The sequence below is a fragment of the Campylobacter sp. 107 genome (genome assembly GCF_002383835.1).
GTDB classification, from domain to species: Bacteria; Campylobacterota; Campylobacteria; order Campylobacterales; family Campylobacteraceae; genus Campylobacter_D; species Campylobacter_D jejuni.
Genome location: NZ_NXBA01000049.1, coordinates 32,339 through 50,486 on the forward strand (window position 1 = coordinate 32,339; position 18,148 = coordinate 50,486).

Annotated in this window: 16 protein-coding genes and 1 tRNA gene; 2 read left to right on the plus strand and 15 right to left on the minus strand. The window is 29.9% G+C overall.

All coding sequences use genetic code 11. The features are described from left to right. From bumS to BGS40_RS06595, 8 genes are all read right to left on the minus strand, one after another. Positions 1-1,212 carry a butyrate sensor histidiine kinase-like phosphatase BumS gene (bumS, locus tag BGS40_RS06560; protein ID WP_096738526.1) on the minus strand — a complete coding sequence of 404 codons (1,212 nt, stop codon included), beginning with the start codon at positions 1,210-1,212 and terminating at the stop codon, positions 1-3. Then, positions 1,209-1,868: a sulfite exporter TauE/SafE family protein gene (locus BGS40_RS06565; protein WP_002851528.1), complete on the minus strand. Its 660-nt coding sequence runs from the start codon at positions 1,866-1,868 to the stop codon at positions 1,209-1,211. The genes bumS and BGS40_RS06565 overlap by 4 nt, the downstream gene beginning before the upstream one ends. Beyond that, the gene (carA, locus tag BGS40_RS06570) at positions 1,865-2,983 is read right to left on the minus strand and encodes a glutamine-hydrolyzing carbamoyl-phosphate synthase small subunit (RefSeq protein WP_002851156.1); all 1,119 of its coding nucleotides are present in this window, start codon (positions 2,981-2,983) and stop codon (positions 1,865-1,867) included. Before carA ends, BGS40_RS06565 begins: the two co-directional genes overlap by 4 nt. Continuing rightward, on the minus strand, positions 2,983-3,534 hold the full coding sequence (locus tag BGS40_RS06575; RefSeq protein ID WP_002855802.1) for a DUF507 family protein: 552 nt from the start codon (positions 3,532-3,534) through the stop codon (positions 2,983-2,985). Before BGS40_RS06575 ends, carA begins: the two co-directional genes overlap by 1 nt. A 92-nt stretch (positions 3,535-3,626) precedes the next feature. Further along, positions 3,627-4,145 carry a MotE family protein gene (locus BGS40_RS06580; protein WP_002851265.1) on the minus strand — a complete coding sequence of 173 codons (519 nt, stop codon included), beginning with the start codon at positions 4,143-4,145 and terminating at the stop codon, positions 3,627-3,629. After that, positions 4,138-4,566, minus strand: a complete 429-nt coding sequence (locus BGS40_RS06585) for a flagellar export protein FliJ (RefSeq protein WP_002877466.1) — start codon at positions 4,564-4,566, stop codon at positions 4,138-4,140. The genes BGS40_RS06580 and BGS40_RS06585 overlap by 8 nt, the downstream gene beginning before the upstream one ends. Then, positions 4,563-5,813, minus strand: coding sequence for an adenylosuccinate synthase (locus BGS40_RS06590; protein ID WP_096738527.1), 1,251 nt, complete (start codon positions 5,811-5,813; stop codon positions 4,563-4,565). The genes BGS40_RS06585 and BGS40_RS06590 overlap by 4 nt, the downstream gene beginning before the upstream one ends. 27 nt (positions 5,814-5,840) lie before the next feature. After that, positions 5,841-5,938: transfer RNA gene (locus BGS40_RS06595), tRNA-Sec, on the minus strand. Between the two features lie 139 nt (positions 5,939-6,077). Here BGS40_RS06595 and yedE point away from each other — a divergent pair. Then, positions 6,078-7,286 (plus strand): selenium metabolism membrane protein YedE/FdhT, encoded by a 1,209-nt coding sequence (gene yedE / locus BGS40_RS06600; protein ID WP_096738528.1) that lies wholly within the window; start codon positions 6,078-6,080, stop codon positions 7,284-7,286. A gap of 3 nt (positions 7,287-7,289) precedes the next feature. Then, a complete protein-coding gene (gene yedF / locus BGS40_RS06605; RefSeq protein ID WP_002851188.1) occupies positions 7,290-7,517 on the plus strand; it encodes a sulfurtransferase-like selenium metabolism protein YedF in 228 nt (75 codons plus the stop codon). 15 nt (positions 7,518-7,532) lie between these two features. Here the strand turns inward: yedF (BGS40_RS06605) and putP are convergent, their stop codons facing one another. From putP to fdhD, 7 genes are all read right to left on the minus strand, one after another. Continuing rightward, positions 7,533-9,002 (minus strand): sodium/proline symporter PutP, encoded by a 1,470-nt coding sequence (gene putP, locus BGS40_RS06610; RefSeq protein WP_058001008.1) that lies wholly within the window; start codon positions 9,000-9,002, stop codon positions 7,533-7,535. Positions 9,003-9,019: 17 nt separating this feature from the next. Further along, a complete protein-coding gene (locus BGS40_RS06615; protein WP_096738529.1) occupies positions 9,020-12,508 on the minus strand; it encodes a proline dehydrogenase family protein in 3,489 nt (1,162 codons plus the stop codon). Between the two features lie 129 nt (positions 12,509-12,637). Then, entirely contained in the window at positions 12,638-13,660 is a 1,023-nt protein-coding gene (gene selD, locus BGS40_RS06620) for a selenide, water dikinase SelD (protein ID WP_096738530.1), read from the minus strand. Between the two features lie 9 nt (positions 13,661-13,669). After that, positions 13,670-14,242, minus strand: a complete 573-nt coding sequence (gene yedF / locus BGS40_RS06625) for a sulfurtransferase-like selenium metabolism protein YedF (RefSeq protein ID WP_002851218.1) — start codon at positions 14,240-14,242, stop codon at positions 13,670-13,672. Positions 14,243-14,351: 109 nt separating this feature from the next. Then, positions 14,352-16,454, minus strand: a complete 2,103-nt coding sequence (gene ccaA, locus BGS40_RS06630) for an aspartate chemotaxis receptor CcaA (protein ID WP_087692177.1) — start codon at positions 16,452-16,454, stop codon at positions 14,352-14,354. Between the two features lie 112 nt (positions 16,455-16,566). Further along, entirely contained in the window at positions 16,567-17,304 is a 738-nt protein-coding gene (locus BGS40_RS06635; RefSeq protein ID WP_002822570.1) for a winged helix-turn-helix domain-containing protein, read from the minus strand. Next, a complete protein-coding gene (gene fdhD, locus BGS40_RS06640) occupies positions 17,297-18,079 on the minus strand; it encodes a formate dehydrogenase accessory sulfurtransferase FdhD (protein WP_096738531.1) in 783 nt (260 codons plus the stop codon). Before fdhD ends, BGS40_RS06635 begins: the two co-directional genes overlap by 8 nt. Between the last annotated feature and the right edge of the window lie 69 nt (positions 18,080-18,148).

The following is an 18,148-nucleotide window of genomic DNA, read 5'->3' on the forward strand; positions in this document are numbered from 1 at the left end:
CTACTCTACCCTCTCTTTTAGTTTTAAAAATATCTCAAAACAAGCCCCGTCTTTTCCATTTTTAACTTTTATTTTTCCTTGGAAACTTTCGATAATTTGTCTACTTATATAAAGTCCTACTCCTATACCTTGACCAGGATGTTTTGTTGTAAAATAAGGTTGAAAAATTTTATCTAAATTTTCTTTATCAATCCCACCAGCATTATCTTTTATTGTAATTTTCAGATAATTTTTTCCAAATTTTGAAAAATTTATTGTTATGATTTTCCTTTTTTTGTTTTTAAATGCTTCTATTGAATTTAAAATCAAATTAAGAAAAACTCTTATTAAACCATTCTCATATGCCAAAACTTCATAATCACTTTTCGAAACAATATTAATATTTACATGATTTTTTTCTATAGTTTCAAAAGCAATTTCCAAGGCTTTATTTAAAGTCTCTTTTATAAATACACACTGCTCTACTCCTTTGTTAAACAAAGTTCTAAACACATCAATTGTTTCTGACATATTTTTAATCATATCTTTTGATTGTGAGTAAATTTCAGCAAATCCTTTTTCATCTTTAAGATTTTGCTTCATTTGAAACATGGCAATACCGAGCTCATTTAACGGTTGTCTCCATTGATGTGCTATATCACTAATCATTTGTTCTAATGAAGATTTCAAAATCTCTTCATATGCTATTTTAATATCTTTTTCATTTTTTTCCAAGGCAATTTGCATTTTTTTCTCAAATTTTTTACCTAACTGTATAAATTCTTGTTGGTGATTTTTAACTGTATTTTCAAGATTAATACTTAATTCTCTTAATTTAGCGTGATTTAGAGCAAGCTCTTCATTAAGCTTAAAAGAATTACTAACATCATGAGAGAATGCTACTATTTCTATTAATTCATTATTTTTATCCAATATGGGGATTAATAAGGTTTCAAGATAGAAAGTTTTGCCTAATTTATCAATATTTTTAAAAATAACTTGATAAGGTTTTTTATATGAAAGTTTTTTTAAAAGTTCTTCAATATAACATTCCTCAACATCTGGATGTTTAAATATTGAATGTTTTTTTCCTATAAGCTCTTTTTTACTATATCCACTTATTTGACAAAGCTTATCACTGACAAAAATTAAATTTCCTTGAACATCAGCTCTTGAAAAAATTGTATTTTTTTCAAGAGCTTTAAAAAACTGATCTTTAAAAAAATCTTTCATTGAAAAGCCTTAAAACCTATATAGGCAAGATTTATACCGTAACAAACAATAACGCCATACGATAAATAATTAAATAAATTTTTCAAAAAATCACTAAAAAACTGTGAAATTTTAGAAAAAAATAACATCGCAGGTAAAGTTGATATTCCAAAAATCATCATTACCAAAATACCTTCAAAAATATTTTGCTTACTCATTGCATTGGCTATAAAAAAATACACCAATCCACAAGGAACAAAACCATTTGAAAATCCTAAAAATATGGCTGATTTTAATCCTTTAAAATTTTTAGATTTTTTAATAATTTTCTTTACAAAACTATCAAAAAAAACATTATTTTCAATAAAAGATAACATATTGCCTCTAAAAATAAGAGCAAAACCCAAAATCATCATAAATATACCAAGAATAAAAAATGACAAACTTTGAACCTTAGCATTGATTGCCAAGATATTCCCAAAAGTCCCAAAAATTATCCCTAAAACAATATAAGCAAAAATTCTAAACAAATTATAAATAAAAGTTAATAAAAATAAATTATTGCTTTTTGAATTCAAATTTATAAAAAGTAAATTAAAACCACCACACATAGAATAACAGTGTCCAAAACTAGATAAAAAAGCAACGCTGATAATAGCTAAAAAATCTATACTCACATCAAATTCATAAATTCTTTAAAAATATACTTACTTTCATGAGGACCTGAAGAACTTTCTGGATGATGTTGCACTGAAATAATAGGATAGTCTTTATATCTTACTCCTTCAACATTATCGCCAAATAAATTTCTATGAGTGATATGAGCCACTTGAGCTAATTCTTCTGGAACATTATAATTATGATTTTGTGCGGTAATTTCTACCGTTTTTGTATCAAGATTGATCACAGGATGATTTGCTCCATGTTGTCCAAATTTCATTTTATAAGTTTCATATCCAAAAGCATTGCTTAAAAGCTGGTGACCTAAGCAAATTCCAAGCATAGGAATTTTAGCTTCTGCAAGTTTTTTAATCTCTGCAATCTCTTGTTTTAAAATCCTTGGCTCACCTGGACCATTAGAAAGAAACACGCCTTGAATTTCACCTTTTTTATACAGAGTAATCAACTCATCTGCTTTAACATTATATGGATAAACTTCTACTTCAAAACCTACTTCTACAAGTTCATTTAAGATATTTGTTTTAACACCATAATCTATAACAGCAACTTTTTTCTCACTTCTTTTAGCATCATTAAATTTTTGAAAACTAGCATTCCAAACGCCTTGTTTATGAGAATAATTTTTCTTAGTGCTAACTTCTTTTACAAAATTTACTTCATCAATTTTTGCTGATTTTTCTAAGGCGATTTTTAAATCTTCTTTATTTGAAATTTCAGTTGAAATTACAGCTCTTAAATTGCCATTATTTCTTATCATTTTTACTAGATATCTCGTATCAAGTTCATAAATTCCTATTTTTCCATGTTTTTCAAGATAATCTTGCAGACTTTCTTTAGCGCGAAAATTTGAAAAACTGGAACTTAATTCACGCATTAAAACACCACTTGCAAAAATTTCCTTGCTTTCATTATCATTTTCATTGGTTCCCACTATACCAATTTCTGGCATGGAAAATACGATAAATTGCCCTGCATAAGAAGGATCTGAAATAATTTCTTGATACCCTGTTAAAGAAGTGTTAAATACAAGCTCTCCAAAAAAAGTACCGCTCTTTCCAAAAGCCTTAGCACTTAAAAAAATATCATTTTCTAAATAAATATAAGCCTTCATTAAAACATACCTTTTTTTCTAAGCTCTTCTTGATAGAGTTTTTCAAAGATAAGATCGTATTCTTCGCTACCTGGAATAGGTTTTGTTTTATAATTGCTAATTTTCTCATAAACCTCATCTTCAAGTTGTTCATAAATTTTAAGATAAGACTCTATGCTTGAAAAGATTAAATTTTTAACTCTATTTTCACTCACTATAAAATTAATATAATCATTCTCTACAAGTTCTTCTAAAATTTGATGCGCTAGATGATTATGTCTATCTTCAGAATCTAAAATCACATTAAATTCAGGAGCTAACTTTTTCTTCACAAGCCAAAACATATTTTTACGATCTACTTGCATAAGCTCCATTTCATCTTCTTGTTGCTCTAAAAGCTCTTTTACTCTTTCATCTAATTTTCTTTCATTTAGAATATCTTTCTCTAAAACTTCTATTATACATACCTTAAGCTTTTCTAATTGATCTTTAATTTCTACAAAAGAAGAATTAGCTATATCTAACATCATTTTATTTGCGATATAAGGAATATGTGGTAATTTTATACGCATCTTAAAAACCTTTTATTTGATAATGTTTGAAATAATAGCTTATTTTTGGTAAAAGAATGTTAAAAATGAAAAATTTTCATTATTTTAATCACCTAATTACTAGCATTATTATCTAAATTTTTCAAAAGCAAAGTAAGCTCGCTGGCTTTTTTTGGATCCATTTTAGATAAAACACCTGAAATTTTACGCGATTCCAAAGAAAGCATTATTTTGCTTGCATCCTCTGCATCCATTTGACTTAAAACATCTGCAATGGCTGCATCTTTCATTTGGGAATAAATTTCTTTAACCCTACCTTGAGTTTTATCATTGATTGAATTTAAAATCTTTTGTTGTTCTTCTACAAGCCTTGCGTTTTCAAGCTTTAATTCTTCAATTTTTGCCAAAGTTGCATTAACCTCAGCCTCTTTTTTTTCTAAATTTTCAAGCCTTTCTTTTTGCAAAGCTTCAAAAGAGGCTTTATAAGCTTCTAAAGATTGTCTTGCTTCATCAAATTCTCTAGTTTGCAATTCAATTTGAGCTTTTCTAGCTTCAAAATACTGCTCACAATCTTGTTCAGCTCCAAAAACTACACTTGAAATAAAAACTAACAATATAAATTTTTTAATCATCTTTTTCTCCTTTGAAAAAACGACTGATTGCAATTTCATCTAAAAATTTTTCTTCAGCCTTGGCAAGTTCTTTTTGCTTTTGTTTAATTTCCTCGGCTTCTAAAACCTTCATTTTTTCATAATCTAAATGTGCTTTTTGATATAAAAACTGATAATGATTCATTTCTTTTTTAGAAAGTTCTACTTTCTCCCTAGCTCTTGCCAAAGCCTCGCGTCCTACTTGCGCCATACTTAAATTCGATCTTAACTCTGCTATAGATCCTGATTTTGGCAATACGCCTAAATTTTCACACTCTTGGCGTGAAAGTTCATAAGCTTTTTCATATTCAAGCTGTCTTTGTTTGGCTTGATTAAGATTTGATTCTGCTTTATCAAGTTGTTGTTTTCTTACTTTTACAACAGAATTATATTTACTTTTCATAAGATGATAGTATCATCTCTTTCAGGGCTAGTGGAAATATACTTTACCTTAACCCCTGCAAGCTCTTCAAGTCTTGCTATATATTTTTTAGCATTTTCTGGCAATAAATCATAATCTTTTATACTAAAAACTTTATCCCAACCATCCATTTCTTCATAAATAGGTTGAACATTTTCTAAATCGCTTGGTATATAGTCGATTTCCATGCCCTTATATTCATAAGCACGACAAATTTTTATCTTTTCAAAACCATCTAAAACATCAAGCTTCATCAAAGATAAAGCATCAAGACCATTAAGCCTTGCTGTATATCTTACAGCAACTGCATCAAACCATCCACAGCGTCTTTTACGTCCCGTGCTTACGCCAATTTCTTTTCCAATTTGCGCAATTTTTTCTCCATCTTCACCCTTATCCTCAGTAGGAAAAGCTCCATTTCCCACACGCGTTGCATAAGCTTTTACAATACCTATAATATTTCCCGCTTCTTTAGGATTTAACCCAAGTCCTGTTAAAGCACCTGCTGAAATAGTACTTGAGCTTGTAACATAAGGATAAGTTCCATGATCAATATCAAGCATAGAGCCCTGAGCTCCTTCTAAAAGTACTCTTTTATCTTCATCTAAAGCCTTCCAAAGCATTCTTGTAGTATCTGTAATATAAGGAGTTAAAATTTCATTAAAACGTTTTAAATCAGCAAGCAATTCTTCAGCACTTGGAATTTCAATTTCAAGCATTTCAAAAAAAGTTTTATTAGCTTCAAAATCTTTTATCAAAGCCTCGCAAAGTCTTTGTGGTTCTAAAAGCTCTCCAACTCTATGTCCTGTACGATTAATCTTATCTGCATAAGAAGGTCCTATACCCTTACCTGTTGTTCCTATGGCATTTTTGCCTTTGAGTTTTTCTTTTGCAATGTCTATTAAAGAATGATGTTTTAAATTTAAATGAGCTCTATCGCTGATATATAATCTACCTTTTAAATTTTCAAATTGAGCCATTTCAGCAATCAATACTTCAGGAGAAACCACAACTCCATTTCCGATAATATTAATACATCTTGGATGCAAAACTCCACTTGGCATAAGATGAAGCGCATATCTTACACCATTTACCCAAATCGTATGTCCTGCATTGTGTCCACCTGCACTTCTGCAAACAAAATCATAATTTTCACATAATTTATCAACTACCTTACCTTTTCCTTCATCGCCCCATTGAATGCCGACAATAATATCTGCTTTGCTCATAAAAATTTCCTTGATTTTACTTAATATTGGCGAGAAGATGAGAGAATCGAACTCCCCAAAGAATAGTCAACTATCCTTTCATCTGATTTGAAGTCAGTGGCGATCACCAGATACGCTAATCTTCCAAAGTGATAATTATAGCGATTTTTAATGAAAAACAAAATAAATTTATCAATATTCTTTTTGACTTCACATTAAATTTAAGCTATAATCTCACTCTTTTTTAGCATCAAGTTTTGATGATTACATTTTTAGGATCTTTCTTTGAATTTTTTTAAACAAAAATATTTAATCAATTTTTGGGACAATTCCCGTTCTATGATTGCGCTTGGAATTTTAAGTGCAGTGTATTTTGGAATTTTTGGTGGCGTTTGGGCTGTTACTGGGGAAATGACGCGTTGGGGTGGTGAATTTTTAGAACTTTTAGGTATGAATTTAGATGGGTATTCTTATTACCAAAAGCAAAATTTAAATGGGACCCCTTTAACAAGAACTGATGGTATTATGCTCATAGGTATGTTTATAGGTTGTTTAGTAGCCGCACTTTTAGCTAACAAAGTCAAATTTCGTCTACCTGCTAGCAATATAAGAATTTTTCAAGCAATAGTAGGTGGAATTCTTTCAGGATATGGAGCAAGACTTGCATTTGGATGCAATTTAGCTAATTTTTTTACAGGTTTACCTTATTTTTCTTTACACACTTGGCTTTTTACTGTTTTTATGGTTTTAGGAATTTATCTAGGAGTGAAAATTTGCAACACTTCCTTTTTTAAACCTAAAGCTAAATTAGAACGGGTAAATAAAGAAAACTTGCCGTTAAACAAGCAAAGTTTGCGTACAAAATTATATTTTAACTTAGGCATATTGCTTTTCATAGCCTTTTTAGTTTGGGTGTTTTATCTTGTTTTTACAAATGGCAATATCAGCACACAAAACAAACAAAGTCTTCTAGCTTTAGCACTGATTTTTGGCTTTGTTTTTGGCTTTGTTATTTCTAGAGGGCAAATTTGTTTTACTTCTTGCTTTAGAGATTTATTTTTATTTGGTAGAGATAATGCTATAAAAGGCGCATTAATCGGTATGATTATCGCCTCTTTAATCGCTTTTGCTTTTATCTTGCAAGGTCATAATAGCAAACTCATAGAACTTTCTCCTGCTGTAGCTGTGGGAGCATTTTTGTTTGGTTTTGGTATAGTTTTTGCCGGAGGTTGCGAGTGTGGTTGGACTTATCGTGCCTTTGAAGGACAAAGTCATTTTATAATAGTAGGAATTGCAAATATAATAGGAACTATGATTTTAGCTTTAAGTTATGACTTTTTACCAAAAGCTTTTAAAGAAGGTATAAAAATCAATCTTTTAACTGAATTTGGCAATTTAAATGGATTTTTTATCAACCTTATTTTATTCATCTTAATGTTTGTTTTTGTAGTATTTTACAAAAAACACTTTTTTAAAAATCAACTTAAAGGATAAACAGTGAAAATTACTTATAGTTTAAATTTACAAGGTGAAGCTTGTCCTTATCCTGCTATAGCAACACTTGATGTCTTACCTAAGCTTAAAAGTGGAGAAATTTTGGAAGTGCTTTGCGATTGCCCACAAAGTATCAATTCTATACCTCAAGATGTAAAAAACCGTGGTTTTAAAGTGCTTGAAATCGATCAAAGTGGACCTACACTAAGATTTTTAATCCAAAAGCCTTAAAAAAGGCTTTTATTCTCAAAGCTCTTTTAACATCTTTTCATAAGCTGCCTTAGTTCCAGATCTTACATTTGTAAACAAACTTGCAATAATAATCACCACCGAAGCTACTAAAAACCCTGGAACTATTTCATAAAGACCTGAATTTGCAAAATTCTTCCAAAGCACCACAGTAGCAGCTCCTGTTATCATACCTAAGATCGCTCCTACTCTTGTCATCCTACTCCAAAATAAAGAAAAAAGCATTACAGAACCAAAAGAAGCTCCAAATCCAGCCCATGCATACGAAACTATACTCAAAACACTTGAGTTTTTATCAGTAGAAATCAAAAACGCTATTACAGCTACCAATAAAACACCTAATTTACCTAAATTTAATACAATATGACTTGGTGCATCTTCTCTAAAAATCTTTTTATAAAAATCTTCCGCTATAGTAGAACTTGAAACCAGCAATTGTGAACTTGCCGTACTCATAATAGCCGCTAAAATAGCACTGAGTAAAATACCTGCTATCCAAGGATTAAATAAAAGCTGCGACATCACGATGAAAATCTTTTCAGGATCTTGCAAACTTAATTCAAATTTATGCACATAAGCTATACCTAAAATACCTATCATACAAGCACTTAAAAGACAAACCGCCATCCAAGTAATACCTATAAAAGTGGCCATAGGAATATCTTTAGTAGAACGAATCGACATAAAACGCACTAAAATATGTGGTTGACCAAAATAACCCAAACCCCAAGCAAGTGCAGATATAATGCTTACAGTTCCTACTCCTTCGCCCATAGATAAAGCTTGTGGCTTTATTTCTCTTACTATATTCATCGCTTCACCAAAACCACCTAAATGATAAAGCATAACCAAAGGTACAATAATTAAAGCCATCATCATTAAAAGCCCTTGTATCATATCCGTCCAACAAACCGCCTTATATCCACCTAAAAAAGTATAAGCAACAATAATAATCGTTCCAGTAGTTAAAGCATAATCGTATCTGATACCAAAAGTACTTTCAAAAAGTTTTGCTCCGCTTACAAGCCCTGATGAAACATAAAAGGTAAAAAATATCAAAATTACCACCGCACATACGATGCGCAGTATATGTTTATCATCATCAAAACGAGTTTCAAAATAATCAGGAATAGTCAAAGAATTTGCAATCACACTGGTATAAATTCTAAGTCTTTTTGCCACAAAAATCCAATTTAAACTAGCTCCTATAGTAAGCCCAATTGCAATATAAGAATCTATAAAACCACTTACATATAAAGCTCCCGGTAAACCCATTAAAAGCCAACCACTCATATCAGAAGCCCCTGCGCTAAGTGCAGATATCACAGGCCCCATAGTACGCCCACCTAGAAAATAATCCTCTGAATTTTTATTTTGCTTATAAAAATAAAAACCTATATAAAGCATTAATAAGGCATACACTACAAACATCACTGCTATTGGGGTATTAATTTGAACCACTTCCATCAATCTCTCCTTGATCATTAAGATATTGCTCTAATGCCTAAATTTCCATAGCGATGAAAAGATATACTTAAAGCTTTTTCATTAAAATAATTTAAAAGTTCAAAACGACCATTTAATAATGGCTTTTCTCTTATAATGATTTTAGCAAGCTTTGCAGCCTCTTTATAAATCTCATCATTTACATCTGGCTTTGCTAAATAACGCACTCTTTCATATTCTTTAATACTCTTGATAAAATTTTCTTTATTTTCTTTTAAAAATAATACTTTTGCTCCTATGCTTTGAACAATTCGTTCTATCATACTAACATCTTGTTCATCATAACTGATACTTAGATCAATATTTGCAATATTTGCACCTAAAACCACACCTAAAACATCTTTTAAGCTTTCTTTTCCACAAAGTCTTAAAACCATATTCTTTATTTTAGTATAAGAAAAAAGATTATCTTCTCCACGAATATTGACATAATCTTTTGAAACACTAAACTCGTTTTTATAATGATAAGCATAAGATTGAGACATTTTAATTAAATTGTTCATAAAATCTTGTGCTTCTTTTAAATTTATTTGTGCTAATTTTTTTGAAAATTTATCTTCAATTAAATGATCATCAAAATCTTCTTGCTTAATCTCTAAAAATTGAGTGATATAATTATAAATTCCCACTTTTCTACCCAAACCTATAGCTGATTTTTTAATCCCACCAAAAGGTTGACGCAGCACTATAGCCCCTGTGGTTGGTTTATTGATATAAATATTTCCTGCTTCTATGCGAGTGTGAAAATACTCCCATTCTCTTTCATCTAAGCTTTCAAAACCTGCAGTTAAACCATAACCTGTGGAATTTACTATATCAATAGCTTCTTTTAAGTCTTTAGCCTTCATCACACTTAAAATCGGTACAAAAAGTTCATTCATATGAGTAAAATCACCCTTTTTAGTGCCATATTTTATGCCTGGAGTCATCAAATAAGGATTATCCTCTAAAAACTTAGGTTTTAATGCCCATTCTTCATAAGGTTGTAATTCATCTAAGGCCTTTTGAACTTTAGAACTTGGCTTATCAGCTAAAGTACCTAATTTATTTTTAAATTCAAAAGGATTGCCCACTGCCATAGAACTCGCAGCATCCACTAAAGTCTTTTTAAATTCTTCATCATGATAAACCTCTTCTTCTAAGACTAGCAAAGAAGTAGCTGAACATTTTTGACCGCTATTGCTAAAAGCAGAATGAATGATATTTTTAATCGCACTATCACGATCAGCAAATTTAGAAACGATAGTCGCATTCTTTCCGCCAGTTTCAGCACTTAAAAGCAAGGTTGGATTAGCTTTTAACATAGCATAAGCAGTATCCTCTCCTCCTGTAAGAATTGAAAATTTAATCGCTTCATCAATAAGTAAATATTTAGAAATATCACTTCCTTTTGAAGGTAAGAAAATCAAAGCATCTTTTGGAATACCCGAATCCCAAAAACACTTACAAAGCATATAACCTGTTAGAGTTGAAAGTGAAGAAGGTTTGTAAATCACCACATTACCTGCGGCTAGTGGTGCAGCTATAGTACCTACTGAAATTCCTATAGGAAAATTCCAAGGAGCTATGGTAACCCCTATACCTTTAGGTGTGAATGTAACTTTTGGATTTTGTTTTTTAAGCTCTTCTAAAGAGTGCGGATAAAACTCTATAAAATCAATAGCCTCACTTACTTCAGGATCGATCTCTAAAAAGGTTTTGCCCACTTCTAAAGCTGCCAAACCTATCAAATCCCCTCTTCTTTCTCTCATCAGTTTTGCACTTTTGGCTAAAATTTGATAAATTTCATCATGACTTTTTTGTGTAAATTTGGAATTTTTAGCTACTTCTAAAGCTTGTTTGATTTCTTTTTCTCCTGCTAAATAAGCCTTTCCTATAACTCTATCTTCGATCTTATCTTTAACTTCTAAAACATTTAAATTTTCTGCTTTAAAATCAAGTTCGCCTATAACAGGATAAACATCATAATCTTTTAAATTTTCATATTTAGTTTTAATTTCTTTAGCCCACGCTCTATTTTGTGCTAAAATAAAATCCGTATCGCTTTCATTGCTAAATTTTTTACTTTCATAAGAACTTATGATATTTGATTCTTTATTTCTATCTTGCTTACGATGTGTAGTATTATCAAGAGTTTTTATGCCTTCTAAAGATTTTAAAAAAAGTTCTTTTTGGATATTCCAGTTCTTATCTCCTACTTTAAGATTGAAAAAATAACGCATAAAATTATCTTCACTTGTATTTTCATCAAGGCGTCTTACAAGATAAGCAATGGCATTGTTAAAATGTGCTTCATCGCAAACTGGGGCATAAAGGATTAGATCATGCATTTTAGATAATTCATAAGAACATTGCAAACTCATACCTTCAAGCATTTCAAAAGTAAAAGAATCCAAAGCACCCACTTCACTTATGCGTGTATAAGCATAAGCAATCTCAAAGATATTATGACTTGCAATTCCTATGTTGATGTATTTATAATTGTCTCCTTCAAGAATAAAATCAAGCATTTTATTATAATTACTATCAGTATCTATTTTTTTGTAAAAAGTAGGAAGCTCCCAACCCCTTTGAGACGCAACGGTTTCTTCACTTTCCATATTAGCACCCTTAACAAAACGGATCTTAATAGGCTTCATACCTTTTAAAACCCTCTCTTTTGAAAAAGCAAAAAGTTTTTTAAGATACTTATAAGAATTAGGAATATAAGCTTGCAAAACAATCCCTGCTTTAATATCAAATTTAGCCACACTTTCCATAAAAGCTGCAACGGTGAGCTCTAAATCCCTAAATTCTTCCATATCAAGATTGATAAATTTAGATACACCTTGTTTTTTCTCTTCTTCTAAGGCTAAAGCATAAAGATAATCTAGTCTTTTTACGACCTCTTCTTTGGAATAATTAAAATCTATAATATTAATTTGTGAAAAAATAGTAGTAATTTTTATGGAAATATAAGTGATATAGCTTGATTTTAAGGCTTCTTCGTATTTTTGCATACGATATTTACTCTCAGCTTCACCTAAAACCTCTTCGCCGATTAAATTCACATTTAAGGTAATTTTATCTTGCTCTTTTCTTTTCTTAATATGTGGTTCTAAAACACTAGGATTTGCATCTAGAACCATAGCTTTAGTATCTTCTCTTAAATGTTTGACAAAAAAAGGTACACTTAAATTAGGAGCAAATTTGCCAAAATTTAAAAAGCTAAAAAGTAGGAATTTTTCAAAAGTGCTAAAAAAATCCGCTATGCCATATTTACTCAAAGTATATTCTATAAGCTCAAAACTTGCATTTTTATCTTTACATCTAAAAGAACGATCTAAAAGCTCTATAAGCATAACTTTATTTTTGGGATTATTAAGAAGTTTTTGCATTTTAGCATGGAATTCTTTTTCAGAATTTGAAATATTGGCTTCTATTTGTCCTTGCAATTCTTCAGCTAAGGCTAAAGCTTTTTGTATCATTTCGTATCTCCTAAGATAAAATAAATTTTAATAAATAATATATAAATAAGATAAAAATAATATTTTAAATCATAGAAAATGTATAAAAAATGATAAAAAAAATTTTAATGGGTATATAAGTAACAAAAATTAAGAAATGATAATATCATTTTCTTGCTTATTTACAACCTTAGCAATAATTTTAGCTTGAATATTTTCATCTTCTAGTTTTTTTAAACATTCTAAGGAATCTTTTTCACTTATAGAAATTAAAAGTCCTCCTGAAGTTTGTGGATCACAAAGTAATAATTTTTCTTCATTTAAATCAGGGGTAAGTTCTTTTATAAATTCTAAATTTTTATAAGCTCCAGCAGGAATTAAACCCATATTAAAATACTCTTTTACTCCATCTAAAAAAGGAAGTTCACTTTCAAAAATTTCAAAAGAAATATTTTTATTTAGCATTTCTTTTAAATGTCCTAAAAGTCCAAAACCTGTAACATCACTCATGGCACTTGGATGAAATTTAAGAGCAATTTGACTGGCTTTATAATTTAACTCCATCATGTTTTTAAGCATTATATCTAAATGTTTTTGATTTAACATTTGCGCCTTTAAAGCTGTACTTAAAATTCCTGTTCCTAAAGGCTTGGTTAAAATGATACAATCTCCGATTTTAGAAGTATTATTAGCAATAAATTTACTAGGATGTACTTTTCCTGTAACACTAAGTCCAAAAAAAAGCTCGGTGCTTTCTATAGTATGGCCACCCACAACTAAAGCATTACATTCTTTAACTTTATCATTTGCACCTTCTAAAAGCTCTTTTAAGATGTTTAAATCATGATTGCAAGTATCAAAACCTACTATATTTAAGGCATTAATTACCTCTGCACCCATAGCAAAAACATCGCTTAAAGCATTTGCTGCAGCAATAGCACCAAAATGATAAGCACTATCTACTATAGGAGTGATAAAATCAAGCGTTTGCACCAAAGCTAAATCGGGGCTGATTTGATATACGCTTGCATCTTCATTATTTCCGATACCACTAAGTAAAGCAGGAGTTTTTTGCATGAAATTTAAAATTGTTTTAAGACCACCCGGGCTTAATTTCGCTGCTCAGCCTGCTGCTTTAACAAAATGCGTTAAATTTTGATTTTTATATTGCAGTGTTTTTCCTTATAGAGTAATGATTTTTGCTTTACCAAAAAGCTCGTTTAAAATTTCATAAGCATTGCCTATATTTCCTATTTTAAGTTCTTTGCTTTTATTAAAAAATTCTAGACAAGCTCCACAACTTATGATCTCAATACCTAAATTTTCAAGTTCTTTCATAGCTAAATGTGCTTTATGATTTTCATCAACATTGATTAAAACACTTTCATTTACGCAAAGAATTTTACTTGGAGCATGATCTAAATTTTTTAAGGTACTTAAAAATCCTACAAGTAAATTTTGTCCCAATTCACCCTCACCCACTTTGTCAGTTTTTAAAAATAAAACATTATAATCGTGAATATTTACTTCACTAGAATCAAAATTCTTTTTTTGTACTTTGATGCAAAACTCTTGTGCATTTTCATCTACAACAGGGTTTAAATTTAAAGAGTTAAGAAATTTTACAACATTATTTTTTGAAATAATAGAATTTAAAACAATTTCTAAAATTTCATTTTCTTGAAGTTTTTCAAGAGCGTTTTTTGTTTCAACTATAGGCTGAGGACAAGATAGATTGCGACAATCAATTTTCATTATTTTTCCTTGATATTAGCTTTGAAAAATAATATTATTTTATTACTTGTTTTGTGTTTAAAAATTTTAAATAATATAAAAAAATTTAAAAGCTCAAAAATGAGCTTTTTTAAAATCTTTTTTTATTCACATCTTCAAGAATTGCCGCAGCAATTTGATTGACTTCATTTGTTATATTATTGGTGACATTTGCAACTTCGACATTTTCCTTAGTTACAGTTTCAAGTTGTGCTATAGCATCGTTAATCTGTGTGATTCCTGCTGTTTGTTCTTTTACAGATTCTGCTACTTCATTTACGCTTTGAACAAGTATATTAATATTTGCCTCGATTTCAGATAAGGATTTTCCTGTTCTTTCCGCAAGCTGTCTTACCTCATCTGCAACAACTGCAAAACCACGCCCATGTTCTCCAGCACGTGCAGCTTCAATAGCTGCATTTAAAGCAAGAAGATTCGTTTGCTCAGCGATATCTTTAATCACATTGACAATATTTTTTATATCATCAGCTTGTGAAGCAACCTCAACTGTTTTTCCACTTACATTTTGCATAGAAGAATTAATCTCCTCTACGGCTGCAGCCGATTGTTCTAAAGAACTCGCTTGTGCATTAGAGCCATCAGCAAGTTTTTGCATAGAATTTTTTAACTCTTCTGACTGATTGGCTAAATCTTTAGCAAAATTTGAAGAAGCCAAAAGCATCTTTTTAATTTCTTTGCCTAAAATATTAGTTGTAATCTCAACTTCACCTTTAGCATTAAATACTTCTGTACTAAAATCAAGAGCCTTATAACTATCAAAAACTCTATTAATTTCATTCATATTAGAACCAATTTTACTTTGTAAAACATCAAGCATCCTATTAAGAACATTTTTAAGTTCTACTAATTGAGGATTTATAGGATTTTTAGTAATTCTTGCAGTTAAATTACCCTTTTCGATTTCTCTAGCAGTTTGCACCGATTCATCTACAGCATTTTGATCTTGTTCTAAAGATATTTGAATCTTTTCAATATTTTCATTTATGATTCTTCCCATTGCTCCTAGCTCATCATTAGCACGAATTTCAATAGCCTTAGGTTCAATTTTTTCATGATTTAAAAAACGGAAAAATGATTCTAAAGAACTAAGAATCACAGGCAATCTAGATGCGACAATTTTTCTTACGCAATAATAAACCACTCCTAAAACAACAAAAATAAAAATAAAAGATGCACCAAGAATAATTAATTGTAATTTTTTTAAGGGTTTAAATACTGAATATTTAGGAGCAGTTACCAAAACTGCCCAAGAACTATCTTGCACTTTAAAACTATTAATCGCAGCATAAGAATCATCACCATCAGAAGCTATATAGTCAAAAACTCCATTTTTTCCTTCGCTTATGGCCTTATAAGTTTCTTGTGCACCTTTATTAGGATTGACATCTTTTAAATTTTTTAAAACTAGATTTTTATTTGGATGTATCGCCATCAAACCATCTGAATTTAAAAGAACTCTTAATTCACCATCATATTTTTGACCTTTAGGGTCTAAAAGATAAGTAGCAATATCTGAAAAATCTAAAGTCATGCCTATGACACCTACAACTTGATTTTTTCGATCAAAAATAGGCATAGCAACATTTACAGCATCAAAATCTTGACCTTCTAAATTCATCTTAATAGGACGGCCTATATATACTTTATTTTCCCCATATTTTGCTTTTTTTAATATATCTTGCACAACTTGCAGATTAGCTATTTCATCACTAGCTTGTATTGCTTTTATTCCGCCTTTATTATCCTTTTCTTCATCAGCGTAAAGCATAACAAATTTTCCACTTTGAGTATTAAAAAATTTACTCTCTTCTTTAAAGTATTCTGGCGGATCAATAAGATACAAATAAGTAAAATTAGAATAAGCACTATTATCAAAAGTATTGGTTATAATATTTGTTATATTGTCTATATCTAAATCTTCTTTAGAGGTTGATCTAAACATTTCTGTTAAAGTACCTGAAATACTTTTATTTAAAGCGATCATTTCCCCAAAAATTCCTTGAGTTTGAGTAGCATATTCTTTCGTGATAGAAGCAAGAATATCTTCTGTATTTTTGGTAATATTTTGACTTACTTGTTTTGTGATTAATGAAATTAAAATAACAAGTCCAATAACAACAACAGCTGCTACAGAAAAAATAAGTTTTAAACCTATATTTAAAGATTTAAACATCTTATAACTCCTAAAAAATAAAAAATTTAGATTCTAATTTTAACATATTTTTAAAAAAATAATATTAATTAATTATAAAAAAATTATGTATTAGTATTTTTTGATAGAAGATTTATTTTTTTCCTTTTAAAAACAATTCTTTAAAGCGTTTATTAGCGTATTCTTCTATGTCTTTTTGCAAAATAGAGTAATTTTCCATCAATTCCATAGCTCTAGGAGTAAGTTTTGTTCCTGATTCTTTAGAGCGTCCTTGTCTTGTGCTAACTAAAATTTCTTGAGAATTTTTTTGTAAGGTTTGTAAATGCATCCAAGCTTTTTTATAATTAATCCCCATAAGTTTAGAAGCATGTAATAAACTACCTGTTTGTCCGATAAGTTCTAAAAGTTCTGTTTTTCCTCGACCAAAAAGCAAATCTCCATCCGCATTTTCAATCCAAGTTTTTGTTCTTACTATAAATTGCTTACCTTTTTTTTCTTTAAAACAACCAAGTTGACAATACTTTACATCAACCTTATAAGTTTTTAAAGCTGAACGCATACTTTTAAGTCCACAACCTTCTTTAGCAATATCTCTTGCATCTTTACAAAAAATTCTACGCTTTTCATCTAAACTAGGTTCTATTTTTTTAAGCACTTCAATCTTTGCTTTTTCAAAATCTAAATGTCCAAATTGCCCCAACTCGCAATTATCAATTCTCATGTGATTTTCATCGGCTAATTGTCCGATTTTTTCTATATTTATATTAAATTTCTTTGCAATTTTAAAAGCCGTACCACAATCTAATTTTTCATTACTATTTAACAATTCTCTCATATATGAGATGATTTCTTTTTCTTGATTTTTATCCATGAATTCTAAATTCTCCACTATAAATATTGATCTTATTTTCTCTAGCAAAACCACAAAGCGTTAAATCAAATTTTCTTGCTATCATAACCCCTAAACAAGTAGGAGCCGTGCGTGAAACAAGCACTGGAATTTTATGCATAACTGCTTTAGCTACCATTTCAGAACTTAGCCTTCCACTAACCATTAAAAAACATTGACTTAAATCAACCCCAGCTAAACGTGCTTTTCCTAAAGCTTTATCTATGGTATTATGTTGAGCTATATCTTCACCTATAAAAAAAGTTTTCTCATCTACAAAAAACTTAGCCGTATGCACACAGCCTGTTTTCTCGTAAAGCTCGCATTGAGTATAAAAAGTACTCATTTGTTTTAAAATTTCACCTTTGCTAAATTTTGCATCAGAACTAATTTTACTCGCTTCAATGGCTTCTGGATCGATATTTGCAGTATGTGCTCTACCACAACCACTTATAACTACACCTTCAGCATTAAGCTTTGCTAAATTTTCTTTATCAATCTTTGCTTTAATATGCACACTCATACCATCATCTTTTGTTTCTATACTCTCAATATCACTTACTTTCGCAATGATATTTTCACTCATTAAATATCCTATTGCTAATGCCTGTTCATCTACAGGAGTTGCCATTAAAGCACCTACTTTTTCATCATTAATAAAAATTTCAAGCTTAATTTCACGCACTAAAGTATCATCACATGTAAAAGATTCATTGCCTTTATATTTTAAAATTTGAGTTGTAAATAACGGATCCATACCTTATCCTTTAATTATCTTTAAATAATATTATATCAAAAAAAACATAAATAACAAATTCACATATGG

Bases quoted from the DNA above. Each gene is read 5' to 3' on its own strand.
- BGS40_RS06575 (WP_002855802.1), bottom strand. From the start codon at position 3,534: ATGCGTATAAAATTACCACATATTCCTTATATCGCAAATAAAATGATG.
- putP (WP_058001008.1), bottom strand. From the start codon at position 9,002: ATGGAAGTGGTTCAAATTAATACCCCAATAGCAGTGATGTTTGTAGTG.
- BGS40_RS06615 (WP_096738529.1), bottom strand. From the start codon at position 12,508: ATGATACAAAAAGCTTTAGCCTTAGCTGAAGAATTGCAAGGACAAATA.
- bumS (WP_096738526.1), bottom strand. From the start codon at position 1,212: ATGAAAGATTTTTTTAAAGATCAGTTTTTTAAAGCTCTTGAAAAAAAT.
- BGS40_RS06585 (WP_002877466.1), bottom strand. From the start codon at position 4,566: ATGAAAAGTAAATATAATTCTGTTGTAAAAGTAAGAAAACAACAACTT.
- BGS40_RS06590 (WP_096738527.1), bottom strand. From the start codon at position 5,813: ATGAGCAAAGCAGATATTATTGTCGGCATTCAATGGGGCGATGAAGGA.
- BGS40_RS06635 (WP_002822570.1), bottom strand. From the start codon at position 17,304: ATGGATAAAAATCAAGAAAAAGAAATCATCTCATATATGAGAGAATTG.
- carA (WP_002851156.1), bottom strand. From the start codon at position 2,983: ATGAAGGCTTATATTTATTTAGAAAATGATATTTTTTTAAGTGCTAAG.
- BGS40_RS06580 (WP_002851265.1), bottom strand. From the start codon at position 4,145: ATGATTAAAAAATTTATATTGTTAGTTTTTATTTCAAGTGTAGTTTTT.
- fdhD (WP_096738531.1), bottom strand. From the start codon at position 18,079: ATGGATCCGTTATTTACAACTCAAATTTTAAAATATAAAGGCAATGAA.
- ccaA (WP_087692177.1), bottom strand. From the start codon at position 16,454: ATGTTTAAATCTTTAAATATAGGTTTAAAACTTATTTTTTCTGTAGCA.
- yedF (WP_002851218.1), bottom strand. From the start codon at position 14,242: ATGAAAATTGATTGTCGCAATCTATCTTGTCCTCAGCCTATAGTTGAA.